Below are 18,441 nucleotides of genomic sequence, written 5' to 3' on the forward strand. Positions count from 1 at the left end.
ACTTTAACCGCCTGATCTTCAGATCAGGCGGGTGTCATCACTCCCTGTTGTTGTCCAGCCTGGTTTTGTCCCGTGCTTGCCATGCGGCATGACACTCTGCAATCAGGGCCTCCAGTTGCTCTGGTTGCTTGCGAATGGTCACCAGCGCCAGTGCAGCGGTGTGAATGACCGCCTGTAAGGCGTAATCGCTGGTCAGCTGACCTTGCCACAACCGTGTCAGCAGGCTGCTCTCTATGCCTTCCGGTTTATCGGCAAAATGGCTTTGCTGGTTGGTAATGACCAGTTCCCCGGATTGACCATTCAGATGATAACGGGCACGACAGGCTCGCTCCGGATTGACCTCAAACTCACCCCCTTCGCCCTTGATGACCAGCATGTCGTTGCCATTGATTGCGGCGGCACCGGCGTGAGTGATGGCATACCCCGGGTGGAATATCCCCTGAACGCTGGCAACTCCGCTCGGTGCAATGGTTTTCAGCAAGGTATTGATGGGTGAACGAACACCGAGGATAGCCTTCAGTGACAGCCAGCGTTGAAACACCGGATTGATTTCTGCGCAAGGCAGGTAGGCCAGGCTGGGGCCGTGATTGATCTGTTCCAGTGTATTGAGGGTGGGGAGGTTGAGTTGTTCAAAAACTTCGTGCAGGTACACCCTGCCTTCGGTATGCGCGGTACTGCCATGGAACAGAATGCGATAGCCCATTTGCTCCAGCAGCAGTGCGGATAACAAACACCAGAAAGGCTGACGGCGCTTGCCAGCATAGCTTGGCCAGACCAGGTCATACGCCATTGCGCCTTCAGCAGCAGCGGGCCATTGGTCGTTGATGGCGGCAGCAAATCCGGCCAGTTCTTCCGCCGTCTCTTCCTTTACTCGCAGCAGCATCAGGATTGCACCCAGTTGTTCCGGTTCAAAACGACCGGCAACCAATTCGCCCATAGTGAATTTGGCTTCATCAAAGGTCATGCTGCGGCTGGCATTTTTACCACGAGCAAAAATGCGGACAAAATCCGCCAAAGGGTGCTTGTTTTTATAGCTGACGGGTGTGTTTATCTGGGTCACAGGCAATTCTCCGGGCGTGGCAGCCCTGCTATTTTGGCGGCGATTTTGGCGGGGCTTCCAGGAAACAGCTTGAGTAAATAAATGCTGCTGGCTTGTTCGGCACCGAGGTGGGTTTTGATGTATTTGGTCAGCGGGCGCATGGCGGGCGACAGGTCAAACTCGGCATGAAATTGCCGTAGCAGTCGCAAGATTTCCCAGTGTGCATCGGTAAGCTGGATGTTTTCTGTCTGGGCCAACTGTGCTGCCATGGCCGGATTCCAGTCGTCAAGATTCACCAGAAAACCGTCCTTATCGAGCAGCCGAGCGTCGAGTAATTGAGGGCTGAGTAGGCGATTGTCAGTGTCAGTCATGACTGTTTCCAAGTGAGAAGGCGCTGATGCGTCAGGGTCAGTTTAACCCAAGCTTCGTCATCTATAGGAATAGCTGGAGAATAGCGGGTATCGAGACCTCGCTGGTCGGCATCCGGGCGGCGATAGTACGTGACAATGGCCGCTGGGTTGGCATTGAGCTGAGGCAGCAGATAAACGCCATCACCGGTCAGCAGCAAGCTGTCTTGCGGGTTGGCAAAACGCAGCAGGCGTTGCAGCACATCAGGGTTGGCCAGGTTCAGGGTATGCAAGGTCATATCAGAAACTCAGACAATGGTGGCTGGAGGCGATCAGAGTTCTGATGACGTCATCCGTGGCAGCGGTTGCCAGTCTGGAGAGCTGCTCGGCATTCAGGCACAAAGGCTCCAGGTCACTGGCGGCATAATAGATCGCTTCGCATTCGTACATCGGCAGTGCTGCCACCAGGCGAGACGGAGACTTGCCGCCAGGCTTGCGCGCCTGCTGTCCATTGATCAGCCAGTAGATACCTTGGCCCAGAAAGAGCATCGTGGTGGGTTGATCGAACGCCGCCAGCGCCAGCGCCATATCGATCGGTTCGGCATCGGCGACAGGTGCTGCCGTAATCATAATGAGGTTGTGCTGATCCGTTGACATCAGAATTCCACAAGGCGATCGGAGTTAGTGGTGGCGTCAGCCATTTCGCCAAGACCCGCCAGTTCAAAGCCGGACTTGATAGTGGCACCCGACAAGCCGTAACGCTCGCTTTCCTGTGCGTCGACAATACCCCTGCGAATGCTGTTGGCAATACACAGTTGCAAGGGAAATTGCCCGACCTTGGCAAGTTGCCGCCACTGCTCACCCACATCCTGCTGTCCTTGGGGGGCCTGAATGCGATTGTTGCCACAGAGCACCGCATCCTGATAGAAAAATACCCGCTGAATCTGATGCCCCAGCGCCAGCGCGGCACGAATAAAATCCTGCGCCTGTTGGTGGCTAGTGCCGGGGAATGGGCTTTCGGTGAGCAGTAAGGAAAAACTGGCCATAAAACTGAAGTTCTGGATATTGGAGTAGCCGCTAATGGTGCGGCTTTCCTGGCATCGACGCAATAGGGGGCGTGCGCATAGAGGGCGTCTGGATTCCCAGTAGGTGCAACGCTATCGAAGAGCTGTGCGAAGGTATTTGGGTACTCCTTAGAGTTGAATGTAATAATTCGGTTATCCTGCTGATTCTCGCGGAGGTGATGTCTTTTACTCCGGCTGTAGGAGTGACTGAAAAATCGTTCTTGCGGCTTTGAAATCGTCTGTTTGGCCTTGTTTTCCGGCTTTAAGGCATCTTTGCCTCTAGTCTCGTCAATGGCCCGATGTTTTGAAAATACGGCTAAAGTTCTGTAAGGTGAAAATACTTACAGCTATAAATAAATAATCATGACACCCCCTGATAGAGCATCCATCAAACTCGAAGTAAAAAACCTCTACAAAGTGTTTGGTGCTGATCCCGAACAGGCACTGGCGCTGGTTGATCAGGGGATCGGCAAGGACGAAATCTTCGCTCTCACCGGACAGACAGTTGGCGTCAAAGAGGTCAACCTGAGCATCTGCAAAGGTGAAATCTTCGTCATTATGGGCTTGTCTGGCTCCGGTAAATCGACGTTGGTACGGCTACTGAATCGATTAATAGAGCCGACCCGTGGACAGGTTTTGATCGACGGTGAGGACATTGCTGTGATTAACCAGCAACAGCTGCGTGACGTGCGGCGTAAAAAAATCAGCATGGTATTTCAGTCATTTGCCCTGATGCCTCATATGAGTGTGCTGGATAACGCCGCCTTCGGTCTGGAGCTGTTGGGTACTGGCGTAAAAGAACGCCGCCGTAAGGCACAGGCTGCGCTGGAACAGGTGGGGCTGGCTGCGCACGGCCGTTCTTATCCAGACGAACTGTCGGGCGGCATGCAGCAGCGAGTGGGTCTGGCACGGGCGCTGGCCAACAACCCGGACATTATGCTGATGGATGAGGCTTTTTCGGCGTTGGATCCGCTGATCCGCACGGAAATGCAGGATGAACTGGTGAAGTTGCAAGCTAATCACCGCCGTACCGTTGTCTTTATTTCCCACGATCTCGACGAAGCCATGCGTATTGGTGACCGCATTGCCATTATGCAGAACGGCGAAGTGGTTCAGATCGGTACTCCGAGCGATATTTTGCAAAATCCGGCCAATGCGTATGTGAAGTCCTTCTTCAAGGGCGTGGATATTGCCAATGTCTATGTCGCCCATCATGTGGCAGAGGTGCTGCCACAGACTACCATCGACAGCTCGGCCAGCGTGGAAGGCGCGGTGCAGCAGTTGATGGAAAATGGTATTGAATATGGTTATGTGGTCGATGACGAACAGCAGTTCGTCGGTGTGGCATCACTCAGTGAACTGGAAAAAGAAAAAGCCAGTGCCACGGTGGAGCATTACCTGACCACTGCTGTCGATGCCACAACGGTTGATGCCGGAACGCCTGTGCGCGAGTTGATTGCGACGGTTGCCCAGTCTGACTATCCCGTTCCGGTGGTCAGGGGCGGTGAATTTATCGGCAGTATTACCAAAACCCGCCTGCTGGAGACCCTCGACCGTGCGTCAGGAGATGAAGAAAGGAGTCTGCCCTCATGAGTGACGACAGCAATCCCTTCGTCGCAACACCGAACAACCCCCAAGGTGAGCCAAAAGGTGAACCAGAGGATAATCCATTCGCTTCTGCGGCGGATAATCGTGCCGAAACCAATCCTTGGGGTAATGCGGAGCCAGCATCTGATAACGATCAGACCGAAAGCTGGTTGCAGGACGACAGTGTCAAAGAGGCTGTGGAATTCACTTTGGCAGATCCTTTTCCAGAAGCCTGGGTGCCGCTGCAAGAGTGGGTGGAACACGGACTGAATTGGATGGTGGTGCATTTCCGGTCGTTTTTTATCGGCATCAAAGTGCCGATTGATGCCACACTGAACGCCATCGATTTATTGCTCAACAGCACCCCACCGCTGCTGATGATAGGGCTGTTTGCCCTGCTGGCATGGCAATTGGCTGGCGGCCGCCTGGCGATCGGTACAGCACTGGGGATGGTTATACTGGGTGCCATCGGCGCCTGGAGTGAAGCCATGACGACGTTGTCGCTGGTACTCACCTCGGTCTTTTTCTGCATCCTGCTGGGGTTGCCGTTGGGCGTTTTGATGGCCCGTAGCAATGGTTTAAACCGCATGCTGCGGCCGACACTGGATGCCATGCAGACCACACCGGCATTTGTCTATCTGGTACCCATCGTGATGCTGTTCGGCATCGGTAATGTTCCGGGCGTGGTAGTGACCATTGTGTTTGCCATGCCGCCAGTGATCCGCTTGACCAATTTAGGTATCCGTCAGGTTCCAGGTGATCTGATTGAAGCGTCAGCATCCTTTGGTGCCAGTCCGCGCCAGCTGCTGTTTAAAGTACAGTTACCACTGGCGATGCCCACGATTATGGCTGGGGTCAATCAGACGTTGATGCTGAGTCTGTCGATGGTGGTGATTGCCTCCATGATATCTGTCGGCGGACTGGGACTGATGGTACTGCGGGGGATTGGCCGATTGGATATTGGTCTGGCTGCAGTGGGCGGCATCGGCATTGTGATTCTCGCCATTATTCTCGATCGACTGACCCAGGCGCTGGGTCAGGATGCCCGCGCACGCGGCGCACGTCACTGGTATCAGGTCGGCCCTGTCGGCCTGCTGCTCAGACTGATCAACAGAAACCCATAACAGGAACGACTATGAAAACCAGATCTTTGATGGCTGGCTTCGCTACCAGTGTGGCTACCCTGATATTGAGCAGTGTTGTTAACGGGGCTGACCTGCCCGGCAAAGGTATTCGTGTGCAGGCATTTCACAGCCCGATCGCGGAAGAAAAATTCCAGACCGTCATTGTCAATAAAGCACTGGCCAAACTGGGTTATGACATCAAGCCGATCAAGGAAGTGGATTACAGTGTCGGTTATACCGCTATTGCCAATGGCGACTTGACCTACACGACCGTGAACTGGTATCCGCTGCATAACACCATGTACAAAAATGCGGGAGGTGACGAAAAATTCTACCGCCAGGGCACCTATATCAACGGTGCTGCTCAGGGCTACCTGATTGATAAAAAAACCGCAGAAAAATACGGCATCAGCAAAATCACTGACCTGAAAGATCCCAAGTTGGCGCAACTGTTCGACACCAACGGTGACGGCAAGGCGGATCTGGCTGGCTGTAATGCCGGTTGGGGTTGCGAAGGCGTGATTGAATACCAGTTGGATGTATTCAAGCTGCGTGACCGTATCAGCCACAATCAGGGGCAATACGCTGCCATTATTTCCGATACCATCGCCCGTTATAATGAGGGCAAGCCAGTTCTGTATTACACCTGGACCCCATATTGGGTGTCTGGCAAATTGATACCGGGCAGGGATGTGGTGTGGCTGGAGGTGCCTTACTCTGCCAATCCGAATGGCACGGATACCCGGCTGGCGAACGGCAAGGACTACGGTTTTGATATCAACGCCGAGCGCATTGTGGCAAACAAAACCTGGACGGAGAACAACCCGGCTGCGGCGAAACTGTTCGCCGTTATGAAATTACCGATCAATGCCGTCAGTGCGGAAAACAGAATGATCGCCAATGGTGACGACTCGGTTGCTGATATCGAACGGCATGCCGACCTGTGGATCAAAGCTAACCAGAAGACCTTTGATGGCTGGGTGAAAACGGCGCTGGCGGCGGCTGAGTAACCCATCTGGGACTATCTATTTAATCCGGTGCCCGTGCTGGGCTCCGGATGGCTTTCTGCCATCCGTGTCTGTTTCTCTCCTTTATTTATTCTCACCTTCCTCTGTATGGCGCGTATATAGCGCGTCATGTGTGTTTTTTCTGCTCTATAGGCTTTACCCATCGCTCTTATGAATATTTGTATATTTAAATATAACTAATTGGTTATATTATGGCTGCAGATAGGCGGCCGATGTGAGTTCCACGGCGCTAATCGAAGAGCTGTGGCAACAGGCTGCGGCACCAAGCAGAGGAGAACGTTATGAGTTGCGATACACCGCTCAAACCACGTAAGCCAAAAAAGCCTGAGCAGGCTGATGCAGGAATGACTAATTTTGAGGAGAAAAAGACGATGAGTTCAACCATGGTACGTCGCGAAATGCCGGAATTCACTATGGATGCGTATGATGCCAAAAGCGGGCATTACACTACTGTATCCAGTGAAGACTATAAGGGTAAATGGGCCGTGATCTGTTTCTATCCGGCAGATTTCACCTTTGTTTGTCCGACAGAAATTGCGGCAATGAATGCTAAATACGATGAGTTTCAGCAAATGGGCGTCGAGATTCTGGCTGTTTCGGTGGATTCCAAATTCTCGCACAAGCGCTTTGTCGAGACGGAGCCGGTTCTTGCCGGTCTACAGTTGACCATCGGTGCCGATACAACTCAGGAAGTCAGTCGTGACTTTGGTGTGCTGATTGAAGAAGAAGGCGTGGCATTACGCGGTCGTTTCCTGTTTAACCCGGATGGTGTCTGTGTGGCACAGGAAGTACAGGCTGATTCGGTTGGCCGTAACGTTAATGAGTTTTTGCGTCAGGTAGAAGCCTGGCAGTATGCCACTAAAACGGGCGAGGTCTGCCCGGCAGGCTGGAGACCAGGCAAGAAAACGCTGCCGGTTAATACCGATGCTGAACAGATGACTGGCCGTGTGGGTGACTACATCACCATCGAAGAAATACTGAGCTGACTTAAAGCATTGGGGAATGTCAGATGGGTATGACTGATTGATGTCATGCCCTTCTGTTACGACTAAAATATTTGACCGGCGACCAAAGTGTCAGGCATCGTTGGCAATCTGCGGCAATCGGAAAACTTCTCAGTGATCGAGGCGGCTTCGGGTTCGAATGCTGTAATAAAGGCCTGACGTTATTGATCATAAGTGCCTTGTTCTTTGGGAAATGCATCATCAGGTGTCTAGCAGCCTGTCGGACTTAACCAAGCAGAATCGAAGTGAGATAATCGGAACAACGCACGCCACCGCTGGAGTTTAATGATGGGACATTTCGTCATCGCCGATCGGGACACCTGCTTCCACCATCCATTCAGGACTGGTTACCTGAGGATCATCTGGCCCGGTTTGTCGTCGACGTGGTTGATCAGCTCGATCTGTCTGAGCTAACCCGACAGTATGCTGGGCGCGGCTCACGGGCCCATCATCCTGCCGTATTACTCAGTTTGTTGATTTATGGCTACGCAACTCAAGGCCGAAGTGAGCGCCCTCGCCGTCCAGGCGGAGGATCAGGCATCTGTGGTTGATGGTGGTATGGATATCCCCGCCGAGATTGCCCGGCGTGAAGCGCTGGTTGACGCCAAGCGTATCATAGAGGCGCGAGCGCAAGAGCGCTTCGAACAGGAGCAGGCCGACTACCTGCAAAAAGAGGCCAAACGGCAGACTCAGAGGGACGCTGGAAAAAAGCCCCGGGGCAAACCACCGCAGCCCGGCCCTCGGGATACTGATCAAGTCAATCTGACGGACGACGAGTCTCGCATCATGCCGTCTCCGGCGGCGGCTTTGAGCAGTGTTATAACGCTCAGGTCGGGGTGGATGCCGAGACGATGCTGATTGTCAGCACCCACCTGACCCAGGCGACAAACGACAAACGACAAACAGCAGATCGTTCCAGCACTGACCAGGATCGAGGCATTGCCGCAGACTTCTGGGCACCGTCACGGATCTACTGGCCGACACGGGTTACTTAGCAAAGCCAACGTTCAGCTATGCAGGGAGAAGAACATCTATACGTCTAAGCCATTGATTTAATAGAAAAGTGTTGACGGAATAAAAATACAATGTAATATAAGCCCCTGTTCGGAGGGATGGCTGAGTGGTTGAAAGCACCGGTCTTGAAAACCGGCGTAGGTTAATAGCCTACCTAGGGTTCAAATCCCTATCCCTCCGCCATTATTTCAAAGCCTTGGCTCGTAAGAGCCAGGGCTTTTTCGTTTCAGGCAGCCGTAACGCAGCCGTAACTATAGTGGTCTACTACTAAATCCCGGATAGTCATAGAGGTGGTAACCTTGCGCCAAAAAGGTGTTCCATGAAAAGACAACGTCGTTTCTTACGGTAGTTTTCAACCCAGTTGTCCAAAATACTGCGTTTAAGCAGCACATTTATTCCGTTCAATCTCCTGCAGTTTTGCAGGATTGAGTGATACCGCTCCTGCAACGTTGCAGTTTCGGGTATCGCCAGACCAGCGTCTGGGATTTTGTTGCTTAGCGTGCTCGTACACCACTTTCCGGTGAGCCAGAAGTGCATGGTCTTCGCCTCGGTGACGCGCACCAGGCGTAACGAAGTTGATGCTGCTGTGCCGATGCTCTTCGTTATAAGCATGCGAGAACGCCAGCATCCACTCGCGTATCGCTTGCAGCGAGCTGAAGCCCTTTGAAGGCCACGCAGGGCAGTATTTGACTGTTCTGAACAGTGATTCGGAGTACGGGTTATCGTTGCTCACCCGTGGGCGACTGTATGACATCAGCATACCAAGTTCCGCCAGCCGTGCTTTGAGCGTATACGAGGTCATCGGTGCGCCGTTATCCGAGTGCAACACGGGCGGGTTGTGCCAGCAGCCCTCCCGCAGTAACGCACGCTCAACCAGCTGTTTCGCACGCTCGCCAGACTCGGCATCATGTACCTCCCAGGCGACGATCTTGCGGCTGTACACGTCCATGATCAGATACAGATACCAGTGCTGGCCGCGCACTTCCGATGGGCAGTAGCTGATGTCCCAGGTCCACACTTCGTTAGGCCCCGTGGCCGTAAAACTGGTGGGCTGTGGTACTGTTCTGGCAGACTGAGCACGGCCGCGGTGGTTGAGCTGCTGGTGCTTTTTCAGCACACGATAGAACGTGGACTCCGATGCGAGGTAGATGCCCTTGTCAGCCAGACGCGGTACGATCTGTGAGGGCGGCAGGCTCTGATATTCCTGCAGGTTGCAGGTGTCCACAATGGCCTCTTCCTCTGACTGGGTCAGCTGGTGTGGCTGTTCCGATCTCGGGGCGTGTGGTCGCTTATCCTCAGCAACTGCACCGTTTTCAGTGCGCCATCGTTTCAACGTGCGGAGATGAATGCCGATCAGTTCCGCAGCATGCTTACGCGAAGCGCCATCGGTCACGGCCGTATCAAAATACTCAAGCAGCCTTGTGCGCTCAGTCATCGGGGTCAAATGACCTCGTTGTCCCGATCGTCCCCGTACAAGGCTTCCAGCTTTTTTGAGAGCACCAGTAACGCAGCGGTTTCAGCCAAGGCACGGTCTTTTCGGTTCACTTCAGCCTGAAGTTTTTTAATCGTTTTGCTCGACTCACGCTGCTGTTTCAGCGCTTCTTTCTCACGGCCCTGCTGCATGGCTGCGCCCTGTAAACAAGCCGCTTTCCAGCTATGAACCTGCTCAACATAGAGGCCTTTTTCACGGCAATAGGCCGCACGCTCAACTTCAGACAAGCCCGCTGTTTCGATGACAACAGCCAGCTTGGCATCGGGTGACCAGGTATCGGCTGTCGGCTGGTTTCCGGGCACGGGAACTCCATCTTGTCGGCATAGTTTCAACCAACTATACAGGGTCACATCGGAAATGCCTTCCTCTGTCCGGTTAACTGACTCGCCAAAAGAAAGGAGCCCGGTTCCCATGCCGTTTCCGGTAAAATGAAGCTTCTCACAGACATCATTCAGAGGAACCGGGCTTGGCACATTCTAACACCGTACTGGCACAGCTACTCAACGTCATCCCTCGTCATCAATTTCAGAAAACCGTCGATCAATACCGGGCCGACAAACGCACACGAACCTTGTCATGCTGGGGGCAATTGGTGGCCTTGCTGGTGGGTCAGCTGAGTGGTGCTTCCTCTCTGCGAGGGCTGGTTGAACAGCTCGATGTTCAATCCCGCCGTCTGTACCATCTGGGCCTGAAGCCCGTTCGCAAAAGCACACTGGCCGATGCCAATCAAAAGCGCTCCACGCTGGTCTATTACATGCTGTTCTTTCGCTTGCTGTCCCGTTTGGCCAGACAGAAAGGTCTTCGGGAAGTCATCACTCAGGTGCAACTGATCGACTCCACCACCATCTCCCTCTGTCAGTCACGCTACCAATGGGCCCATTTCCGGAAGAATAAAAGCGGTGTCAAAATCCATACGGTCTACGATCCCAATGCCGACACGCCCATCTATTTTGAAATCACCGACGCTAGAGTTAGCGATGGCCGCGCCATCTCTCAACTCTCTGTTTTTCAAGGAACTACTTACGTATTTGATCGTGCCTATAACGGTGGGGCGTGGCTCGAAAAGCTCGTGAATGAGGGCTGTCTGTTTGTGGGCCGGATGAAGAAAGATATGAATTACAAGGTCACGAAGTCTCTGCCACCGAAAGGGGTGGGTGTGGTGAGGGATGAAAAAATCGAAGTGTGTTACAAGACCCGATCGTATCTGAAAGGCCGCACCTTGAGGCGAGTCGTGTTTCATCGTCAGCAGGATGACAAGGAGCTGGTCTTCATCACTAATGACCTGAAACGCAGCGCTCTGGCGATTGCGGATTTGTACAAACAGCGCTGGCAGATTGAATTGTTTTTCAAGTGGATCAAGCAGAATCTCAAGATCAAACAGTTCTATGGTACGTCAGAAAACGCCGTCAAATTGCAGGTTTTAGTGGCGATGATCAGCTATGTGCTGTTGCGTCTGATCCAGCAAGGCGTGGCCCCTGAAAGGCGTTTGGGGAATGTGTCAATCCGACTGGGATCGGTACTTATGCAGCGAATGCCGCTGCTGGAGGTGTTCAGAAAACCACCGGATTTGCCGGATGATACAGGGCAGCTGGGTCTGGGATTTGGTTAACCGGACAGTAGTGACTTAGTATCGTTCACAACAGGAAGCAAAGGTGGATATTGGCCATTATCTGATGGGTTCTTACAACCAGCAGCGGCAACATACCGCGAATGGAGGGATTAGCCCTCACGCAGCGAAAGAAAAACTTAAAACCGTATCCGAAATGGGTTGACCACTACAAGCGTGGACGCGACTCAGCATTTTACATACTACGAACTCCTTTTTAAAGTCCAGCTTCATATCAATTGCAGTCTCAGATTATTGTAATAATTCATGCCGATATATTAAAAATAAACCAAGGTTTATTGGGAATACAGTGATTCTGGATCAAAGTTGCATGTCATGACATTATGGGTGTGGCTTGCTAAAGGGGACATCTATTTAATCCGGTGCTTACTCTGGGCTACTGGATGGTTTCGAATCACGAAGCCGACTTGCAGGCCTGACGGATCAAGTCAAACGTCGGCGACACAGAGTCGAGATCATCCGGCAGCCCCCGCAGGGCGCGGGTTGCCGCCGTCCAGTGCGGTGTTGACGAATGTGAAAAGGACGCGTCATTTTCACATTCGCCGCCTTGCCCTGAACAAGGGCAACACTCGCGCAGAGCCGTGCAGGATTAAATAGATGTTCCCTAAAGGAGACTGTTCTGAATATTGTTGATAATTACGCTCGTCTGGTGCTGGATAATATGTTCCATTTCGCCGGATTGCTGGATCTGGAAGGCAAGATTATTTATATCAATTTGCCTGCGTTAGAGGCTGTTGGTTGTCGTCTTGAAGATGTTCGGGGACAGTATTTCTGGGATTCTCCCTGGTTTCAGGTTAATGAGCTCAGTGGGCATCAGCAGCGTGAATTCGTACAGTCGGCATTGGCCGGGCAGTTTGTTCGTGAAGATTTGGAAGTTTTTGGTAAAAACCAGGGACGTGAAAAAATAATCACAGATTACAGCCTGAAACCAATGTTCGATGGTGAAGGTGACGTGGCGTTTATACTGGCCGAAGGGCGCGATATTACGGATAAAAAAAATCTTGAGAGAGAGGTCGATCAGAAAAACCAGCGGCTAATAAATTTGCTTGAAGAGTATGAGGAATTGTCGCGCAACCAGAAGAATTTTTTCTCTAACCTTAGCCACGAACTGAAAACGCCGCTTTCCCTAATTCTAGGTAATACCGATATCCTGATGTCTAGGCTCGGTGAAAATGATGACCCGATGGAATTGTCGTCAATCCGTACTAATGCCCTCAGTATGTTGTATCTGGTTGATGAAATGTTAGAACTCGCAAAAATCGATGCTGGTAAAGCCATGATGAATTTCGAACTCTGCGATCTTCGTGAGATTGTGCAGACGGTGCTATCCAATTTTTACAGTTATGCCAAATCGCGCTCTATTCAGATTACTCTGCATGCCGCTCCGACAGTCAGAGTCACTGTTGATGTATCCAAGGTGCGGCAGATCGTATTCAACCTTGTGGGTAATGCTATCCGGGTGGTTCCTGCCAATGGCCTGATCGAATGCGACGTTAGTCGCTCTCAGGATGTCGTTGTTGTCGCTATCTCTGATAATGGTCCCGGCATTCCAATACACCTCAAAAACACCCTGTTTGATCGTTTTCAGACCGGTAACCACCAGCGGTCTGGTTATCATGCTGGAAGCGGTCTGGGATTGGCTATCGTCAAAGAATATTGTGAGTTGCATGGTGGTTCCATCCGAGTTGAAGACGTCCAGCCGAGCGGCACTCGGTTTGAGATTCATCTGCCAGTTGGAGAGGATATCATTCACGGTGATGACCTGGTGTATACGGTTGAATCAATCATTCAGGGAGACCAGGTGATATTACCTCCGGATATTGCTGATCCGATAAAGGACAATAAGGTACTGGCTCCGCAACAGCTGACGACAGATGGGTCATATGTACTGCTTGCAGAAGACAACGATGGTGTTGCTGAAATGTTATTGCGGGTACTGTCTTCTTCTTATCAGGTTGTAGTTGTTAGTAATGGCCAAGCTGCTCTTACAACGCTTCGGCAGGCGCGCCCATTGCTTTTGATTACCGATTTAATGATGCCTGGCATGGACGGTTATGAGTTGATTCGAGAAATCAAGAAATCTTCTGAACTACAAGATGTTCCTATTCTGGCGCTGTCGGCCAATAAGAATGAACAAGCACGGATCGATTTGTTGTCGGGCTACGTGGATGATTATGTTACCAAACCATTTTTTATTCCTGAGCTTTTGTCGCGAGTGCGCAATATCATCGAATTACACAAGGCCAAGCTATCAATCCGGGAGGAACTCTCCACACACAACAACGATTTGATCAGCCTGATTCGAGAACTGATTGAAGCGCGTAGCAATCTGCAGAATGTGCTGGACGAGCAAAAGGAAATTCAGTACCGGATGAACGCGATTTTCAACAATTCTTGCGTTGGAATCGCTGTGATCGATAGCAATCTGGATGTGGTAGATGCCAATCCATTCTTCAGTCAGGTACTTGGTTACCAGGACGATGAGATGACGGGAATGTCTGTGTTCGATTTGTCCGCTACTGAAGATGTATCATCGCATTTGTTCCGGTTTGGTGAATTGTTGGAATTCGACAGTTCCAGTAATCACTATGAAATGCGCTTTATTTCCAAATCTGGTACGGAAGTATGGGTCAATTCGAGTATTTCTGTTGTGCCAGCGTCGGTGTCCGCTCCAGTGTTACTAGTGGGCATTTTCGAAGATATCACCGAGAAAAAGCACATCAGGGAAAGCCTGATGTTATCACGCAAGGAAATCGAACGTTTTTCCAGAATATCTATTGTCAATGAGCTCGCCAGCTCTATTGTTCACGAAATCAATCAGCCGCTGTCGGCGATTGTGTCGAATGTTCATGCTTGTGACCTTTGGCTAAATGGCGAACGAGCCAATCCTGAGCACGTGAATCGTTCGCTGGGGCTTATTCGGCGCGACGCAGATCGTGCAGTGGAATTGATTTCCTCTATTCGTAATTTTGTTAAAAGCTCCTCCCTGGAACTGCACTTTACTTTGGCCTCCGAGCTGCTAAAAGATGTTGCAAGGATCGTTTCCTATGAGGCTCAGGCTGCGGGTATCGAACTTGAGTTCGACATTGTGAAGGATCACCAAATTTACGCAGACCCCGTGTCTCTAAAACAGGTATTCGTAAATCTGATTCTGAACGCCATTCAGGCACTGGAAGGATGTTATGAATGCACTGCAGGAAAGATTCTGGTGCGATGTGATGCCAGTGATGGCTTTGTCAATATGTCGGTGGAAGACAATGGTCCTGGTCTGGCATTCCCTCTGATCGACAATTTATTCGAACCTTTCTATTCCAACAAAAAGGATGGGCTGGGATTTGGTTTATCCATTTGTCGCGGAATTCTTGAAAGTCACCGCAGTTCTCTTGACTACGAACCGCTAATGCCCAGAGGTGCAAGGTTCTTCTTTCGAGTGGTAGGTAAAATCACATGAAAATAAGAAAAAATATTCTGTTGGTTGACGATGACGCTTCGGTGCGCGAAAGCCTGGCCAATTTACTGCAAGCCCATGATATTAACCATCAAGAATTTTGTAGCGGCCGTGAGTTTCTGAATGCATTAGATACCCTTGCACTGAATGACGGAGGTTATTGCATTCTGATGGATGTACGAATGCCAAGAATGACTGGCCTGGAAGTGCAAGAACACCTGAAGCGTCGATCTTGCTTTGTCCCTATGGTGTTTATTACAGCGCATGGAGATATTCGAATGGCGGTAAATGCCATCAAAATGGGGGCTTTTGATTTCGTTACTAAGCCGTTCGATACCTGTTCGCTGCTGGGTGTTATTGAAGGTGCCATTGCTCAGGATCTCAAGGCTCGCAGAGAGCAAAGCCGAGAGCAGACGATTGTTAACGGCTATCAGTGTCTGACGCCAAGAGAGAAAGTGCTGCTAGAACTGGTTCTGGATGGCAAGCTTAACAAACAGATCAGTGCCGAACTGAATATATCTGAGGTGACTGTTAAGGTGCATCGCCACAATCTTATGAAGAAACTTGGTGAGCGTTCGTGGGCCAAAATTGCGGTCGCCATCAATGGGCTAAAAAAGGGGCTGCCGAGACAGTAGATAAATGCGCTGCTCTTGTTAGTTTTTTGGTGCCGTATCCTATTCACGCATTGTGCGCTGTAATCTGGCATCATTGCTGAAAAAAATATCACAATGACTTAAGGATCCTCTATTAGTCCCGATAGCTCTAAATTCACCAACCGCTCTGTTTGGCAGCGACCCGCGCCCTGAGGGTCTACTGAATGACAGCGACTTGTTTTAAATTGACACGTTGATCTGCAAACCGGATTTTTGATATGAAACTACCGCAGGCACAAAATTTAATAGATGGGCACTCAATTCTTAGATAGTATTTGAACTATAAAAATTAAAAAATAGGAGCAGAATAACCTGCTCCCGAAAAGGCTTGCGGGTGAAAGGGAATCGAAAAGGAATGCAGTTACGAGTGGATCTTGTTGGAAATCAAATTGGAACCCATCATCAGTAAAGCAACGACTGCCAGTATACCAAACAGGTATGCTGGTGCCAGTGCTATGACGCTGTAAATGTCCCCTGGGCCATATATGTTGTTACCAAAGCTCAGCGCGCGATTTCCGGAGAAATTGGAGAAAAGATAGAAAATTATATTAGACCAACCATCCAGAATAACAAACCAGGCCAGCAGTCTGATTTTTGTTTCCGTAAATCTCAGGTAGGGTAGAGCAATGGCACAGGCAATGACCATCATTCCATTTAACGCAGGTCCTGTGTGTGCTCGAGCCCATCCCTCAGGCGTGCCCGGAATGTTAAATTCCAAAATGTAGCCTGGGTACAGTTCGAAACCTCCGACCAGATTAACCCAAAGACCAATACCGAATATCAGCGTTGAAAGGATCATCAATATGCCATGCCCTAGCATTTTTATTTTAAATTGATCTATTGTCATGTCGTCAGCCTCTCACATTGGTGTTGCAGGAAGGAAATGATAGCTGCTAGAAAAAAATATTAGAGGTGCCAGCTCAGTCTCCGCTTTTTTACAGAGACTAACTTTCCCAAGAATTAGTGTGTGATCATCTTGAATAATCTTTTTATCAACGGTGCATTCAAACCAGGCTAGACAATCTTTCAGTGTTGGAACATCATTACGAATCAGAAAATTCTGATCGTATTTTTCATCCTTTTCTTTGCGAGCGAAGTTAGATGAAATATTTTGTTGGTTGGCGCTCAAGATGCTGACACCAAATACACCGGTATCATCAATGAGATCGAGCATAGTGCCACTTTTAAGGGAAATCAGTAGGGTGGCGGGATCCAGACTGATGGATGTCAGACTGTTAATCGTCATGCCATATGGTTTGCCATTGGGCAGCATATTACTTACCAAGGCAATGCCAGTGGTAAATTTTGAAATTGCCTGGCGAAAATCCAGGCTGTCTACGACGGGTGCTACTTCAGTCATGATTGTTACCTTGAATATCTAAAATAGGCAGGCGCATAACGCCCGCTGTTAGTGTTTTAATAGTATCTTTGAGTCCCAAGCTAATGCCGATCAGCTGTATTTTGCGCACCATTTCTGGATGCGATCTGGATTGGAAAAATAATCCATCTGCTTTTCTGGGTAGTTGAAATTATCGGTAAACTCATTGGCCATCTCCCGGCTCTGGCTCATGGTCTGAATAAACTCCATGAAAGGGGTTGGCATTTTACGCAGTGCGTCCAAGCAAAAATTGGTCCATCGGGTAGCGCATTGAACGCGATCAGCACGGCGTGCTTCAATATGTTCGATAAAGCGGTCATCCAATACACTATTACGAACAATTTCTTCGCCGATAATCTGGGCAGAAAAAGTTGCCATATTGGCACCTTGTCCCAGTACCGGATCAACGGTGGCATGAATATCGCCTAAGGCAATCACCCTTTTTCCGTTAGGCAATGTTGCCGTGCCCTGTCGAAGGGTTGGTGTTACGGCGCCCTGAAGAATATCCCGAGAGCTACTGGCGAGACCGAAATTTTTGCGGTCGATACGCTCATAAACAAACGGGTGATGTTTCTTCAATTTTTCCAATAGTAGATCCAGGAAGGCCTGCGGATTGTCGTCATATTTAGTCTTCATTAGCACTTCCATGTCGCCACCGAAGTGATTTTCCATAACCAGTGCAGTACACATGCCATTGAAAGAAAGGGTTGGGATCTCTATCAACTCGCCTTCGCCTGGTGCGAATGACATAGTTACCGCACGGGTTTTATCTTCCCGAATGCCTTTGAACAGGCCAACGCAAAGAGCTCGCTGCGGTTTGATAAAGGGCGAGTAGGCCTCATTTGTCTCGAATAATCCCGCAAAAGCAAATTTACCGACACATACGGTGACCAGATCGAAGCGTTCGGACATGGGCTCCAGATCTTCCTTGGTCAGTTCTTCATAGCTGAACTCGCCGCCCAGTTCTTCGAAATCCTGCATTAGGGTCGGCAAATAAATACGGTAATCCACTGCGCGACTGGGGCGTTTAAGATCGCCGTAGAACTTGATAGGATGTTCTCCGCCTATGTTGTAGTAATGACCGTAATAGCCAGCGTTTGGCCAGTGGTTAATGCCCATGGAATTTTCCCGATCAATCGTGACCGAATGGTGTGCAACGGTGTTGAGCAGTTTTGACGATGCATATTCTTCAGGCTTTCTATCAGTAAAAATAGTGACGTCTATATCATTTTTTCGTAAGTAGATACCCAGGTGAAGACCCGCTGCTCCGGCACCTATAATTGCAATTTTCTTAGTCATCTTAAAGACCCTTTGTTATATTTTTATAGTCGTACTTCTACAGTAGTGTTTATTTTTAGAATACGCAATAAACCAAGGTTTAATAATTTATTATTTAAACTTTAGTTTATCCTCTATGATAAATAGAATTTTATTGTGATTAATTTTTTTATTTTTCAAGCTATTGAAGTAAAAGATTCGGTATGTTTTATTTTGATGGGGTTGGTATAAAAGCTGTGGCTCGCCCGCTGTGTGGTGATGTTGGATAATATTGAGAGCATTGGTTAAGGTTGTAAAATCATATGGTATCTCCTGCTCTTGTTAAATCCTGCACAACTCTAACCTCTGGCTTCTGCAT

Annotated in this window: 16 protein-coding genes, 1 tRNA gene and 1 pseudogene; 9 read left to right on the forward strand and 9 right to left on the reverse strand. The window is 50.0% G+C overall.

The features are described 5' to 3' along the window. Window positions 1–37: 37 nt before the first annotated feature. From SOJ49_RS09190 to tusD, 5 genes are read right to left on the reverse strand one after another with little or no spacing between them, the layout of a single operon-like run. Window positions 38–1,060 (reverse strand): glycosyl transferase family protein, encoded by a 1,023-nt coding sequence (locus tag SOJ49_RS09190; protein ID WP_369857923.1) that lies wholly within the window; start codon window positions 1,058–1,060, stop codon window positions 38–40. Further along, window positions 1,057–1,410, reverse strand: coding sequence for a TusE/DsrC/DsvC family sulfur relay protein (locus tag SOJ49_RS09195; RefSeq protein ID WP_369857924.1), 354 nt, complete (start codon window positions 1,408–1,410; stop codon window positions 1,057–1,059). The genes SOJ49_RS09190 and SOJ49_RS09195 overlap by 4 nt, the downstream gene beginning before the upstream one ends. Then, window positions 1,407–1,685, reverse strand: a complete 279-nt coding sequence (locus SOJ49_RS09200) for a DsrH/TusB family sulfur relay protein (protein ID WP_369857925.1) — start codon at window positions 1,683–1,685, stop codon at window positions 1,407–1,409. Before SOJ49_RS09200 ends, SOJ49_RS09195 begins: the two co-directional genes overlap by 4 nt. Before the next feature lies 1 nt (window position 1,686). Continuing rightward, window positions 1,687–2,043: a DsrE family protein gene (locus SOJ49_RS09205; protein WP_369857926.1), complete on the reverse strand. Its 357-nt coding sequence runs from the start codon at window positions 2,041–2,043 to the stop codon at window positions 1,687–1,689. After that, window positions 2,043–2,495 carry a sulfurtransferase complex subunit TusD gene (gene tusD / locus SOJ49_RS09210; protein WP_369857927.1) on the reverse strand — a complete coding sequence of 151 codons (453 nt, stop codon included), beginning with the start codon at window positions 2,493–2,495 and terminating at the stop codon, window positions 2,043–2,045. Before tusD ends, SOJ49_RS09205 begins: the two co-directional genes overlap by 1 nt. Window positions 2,496–2,813: 318 nt before the next feature. Here tusD and proV point away from each other — a divergent pair, with 318 nt between their 5' ends. From proV to SOJ49_RS09240, 6 genes and pseudogenes are all read left to right on the forward strand, one after another. Continuing rightward, window positions 2,814–4,043 (forward strand): glycine betaine/L-proline ABC transporter ATP-binding protein ProV, encoded by a 1,230-nt coding sequence (gene proV / locus SOJ49_RS09215; RefSeq protein WP_369857928.1) that lies wholly within the window; start codon window positions 2,814–2,816, stop codon window positions 4,041–4,043. After that, window positions 4,040–5,161, forward strand: coding sequence for a glycine betaine/L-proline ABC transporter permease ProW (gene proW / locus SOJ49_RS09220; RefSeq protein WP_369857929.1), 1,122 nt, complete (start codon window positions 4,040–4,042; stop codon window positions 5,159–5,161). The genes proV and proW overlap by 4 nt, the downstream gene beginning before the upstream one ends. 11 nt (window positions 5,162–5,172) lie before the next feature. Next, the gene (gene proX / locus SOJ49_RS09225; protein ID WP_369857930.1) at window positions 5,173–6,171 is read left to right on the forward strand and encodes a glycine betaine/L-proline ABC transporter substrate-binding protein ProX; all 999 of its coding nucleotides are present in this window, start codon (window positions 5,173–5,175) and stop codon (window positions 6,169–6,171) included. A gap of 389 nt (window positions 6,172–6,560) precedes the next feature. Then, entirely contained in the window at window positions 6,561–7,175 is a 615-nt protein-coding gene (locus SOJ49_RS09230; protein ID WP_369857931.1) for a peroxiredoxin, read from the forward strand. Window positions 7,176–7,468: 293 nt separating this feature from the next. After that, a pseudogene (locus SOJ49_RS09235) lies at window positions 7,469–8,101 on the forward strand (IS5/IS1182 family transposase); the annotation flags it as partial. A gap of 198 nt (window positions 8,102–8,299) precedes the next feature. Continuing rightward, window positions 8,300–8,390: transfer RNA gene (locus SOJ49_RS09240), tRNA-Ser, on the forward strand. Window positions 8,391–8,586: 196 nt separating this feature from the next. Here SOJ49_RS09240 and SOJ49_RS09245 read toward each other — a convergent pair. After that, window positions 8,587–10,112, reverse strand: a protein-coding gene (locus tag SOJ49_RS09245) for an IS3 family transposase (RefSeq protein ID WP_369858057.1) whose coding sequence is annotated in 2 segments (ribosomal slippage) — window positions 8,587–9,663 and window positions 9,666–10,112 — 1,524 coding nt in all. Because the reading frame shifts where the segments join, the coding sequence is not laid out codon by codon here. 53 nt (window positions 10,113–10,165) lie between these two features. Between SOJ49_RS09245 and SOJ49_RS09250 the strand changes: the two genes are divergently transcribed. The 3 genes from SOJ49_RS09250 to SOJ49_RS09260 all read left to right on the forward strand — a co-directional run bounded on the left by SOJ49_RS09250 (window position 10,166) and on the right by SOJ49_RS09260 (window position 15,409). Then, entirely contained in the window at window positions 10,166–11,308 is a 1,143-nt protein-coding gene (locus SOJ49_RS09250; RefSeq protein WP_369857932.1) for an IS4 family transposase, read from the forward strand. A 679-nt stretch (window positions 11,309–11,987) separates the two neighbouring features. Beyond that, window positions 11,988–14,777 (forward strand): ATP-binding protein, encoded by a 2,790-nt coding sequence (locus tag SOJ49_RS09255; RefSeq protein ID WP_369857933.1) that lies wholly within the window; start codon window positions 11,988–11,990, stop codon window positions 14,775–14,777. Then, a complete protein-coding gene (locus tag SOJ49_RS09260) occupies window positions 14,774–15,409 on the forward strand; it encodes a response regulator transcription factor (RefSeq protein ID WP_369857934.1) in 636 nt (211 codons plus the stop codon). Before SOJ49_RS09255 ends, SOJ49_RS09260 begins: the two co-directional genes overlap by 4 nt. Before the next feature lie 379 nt (window positions 15,410–15,788). On the opposite strand, the gene styC is transcribed toward SOJ49_RS09260, so the two are convergent. The 3 genes from styC to styA all read right to left on the reverse strand — a co-directional run bounded on the left by styC (window position 15,789) and on the right by styA (window position 18,104). Then, window positions 15,789–16,274 (reverse strand): styrene-oxide isomerase StyC, encoded by a 486-nt coding sequence (gene styC / locus SOJ49_RS09265; RefSeq protein WP_369857935.1) that lies wholly within the window; start codon window positions 16,272–16,274, stop codon window positions 15,789–15,791. A gap of 12 nt (window positions 16,275–16,286) precedes the next feature. Then, complete coding sequence (locus tag SOJ49_RS09270; RefSeq protein ID WP_369857936.1) at window positions 16,287–16,787, reverse strand: flavin reductase family protein; 501 nt, start codon at window positions 16,785–16,787, stop codon at window positions 16,287–16,289. Window positions 16,788–16,877: 90 nt separating this feature from the next. Further along, window positions 16,878–18,104 carry a styrene monooxygenase subunit StyA gene (gene styA / locus SOJ49_RS09275; protein ID WP_369857937.1) on the reverse strand — a complete coding sequence of 409 codons (1,227 nt, stop codon included), beginning with the start codon at window positions 18,102–18,104 and terminating at the stop codon, window positions 16,878–16,880. Window positions 18,105–18,441 lie beyond the last annotated feature (337 nt).

The sequence above is a fragment of the Candidatus Thalassolituus haligoni genome (assembly GCF_041222825.1).
Taxonomy (GTDB): domain Bacteria; phylum Pseudomonadota; class Gammaproteobacteria; order Pseudomonadales; family Oceanobacteraceae; genus Oceanobacter; species Oceanobacter antarcticus.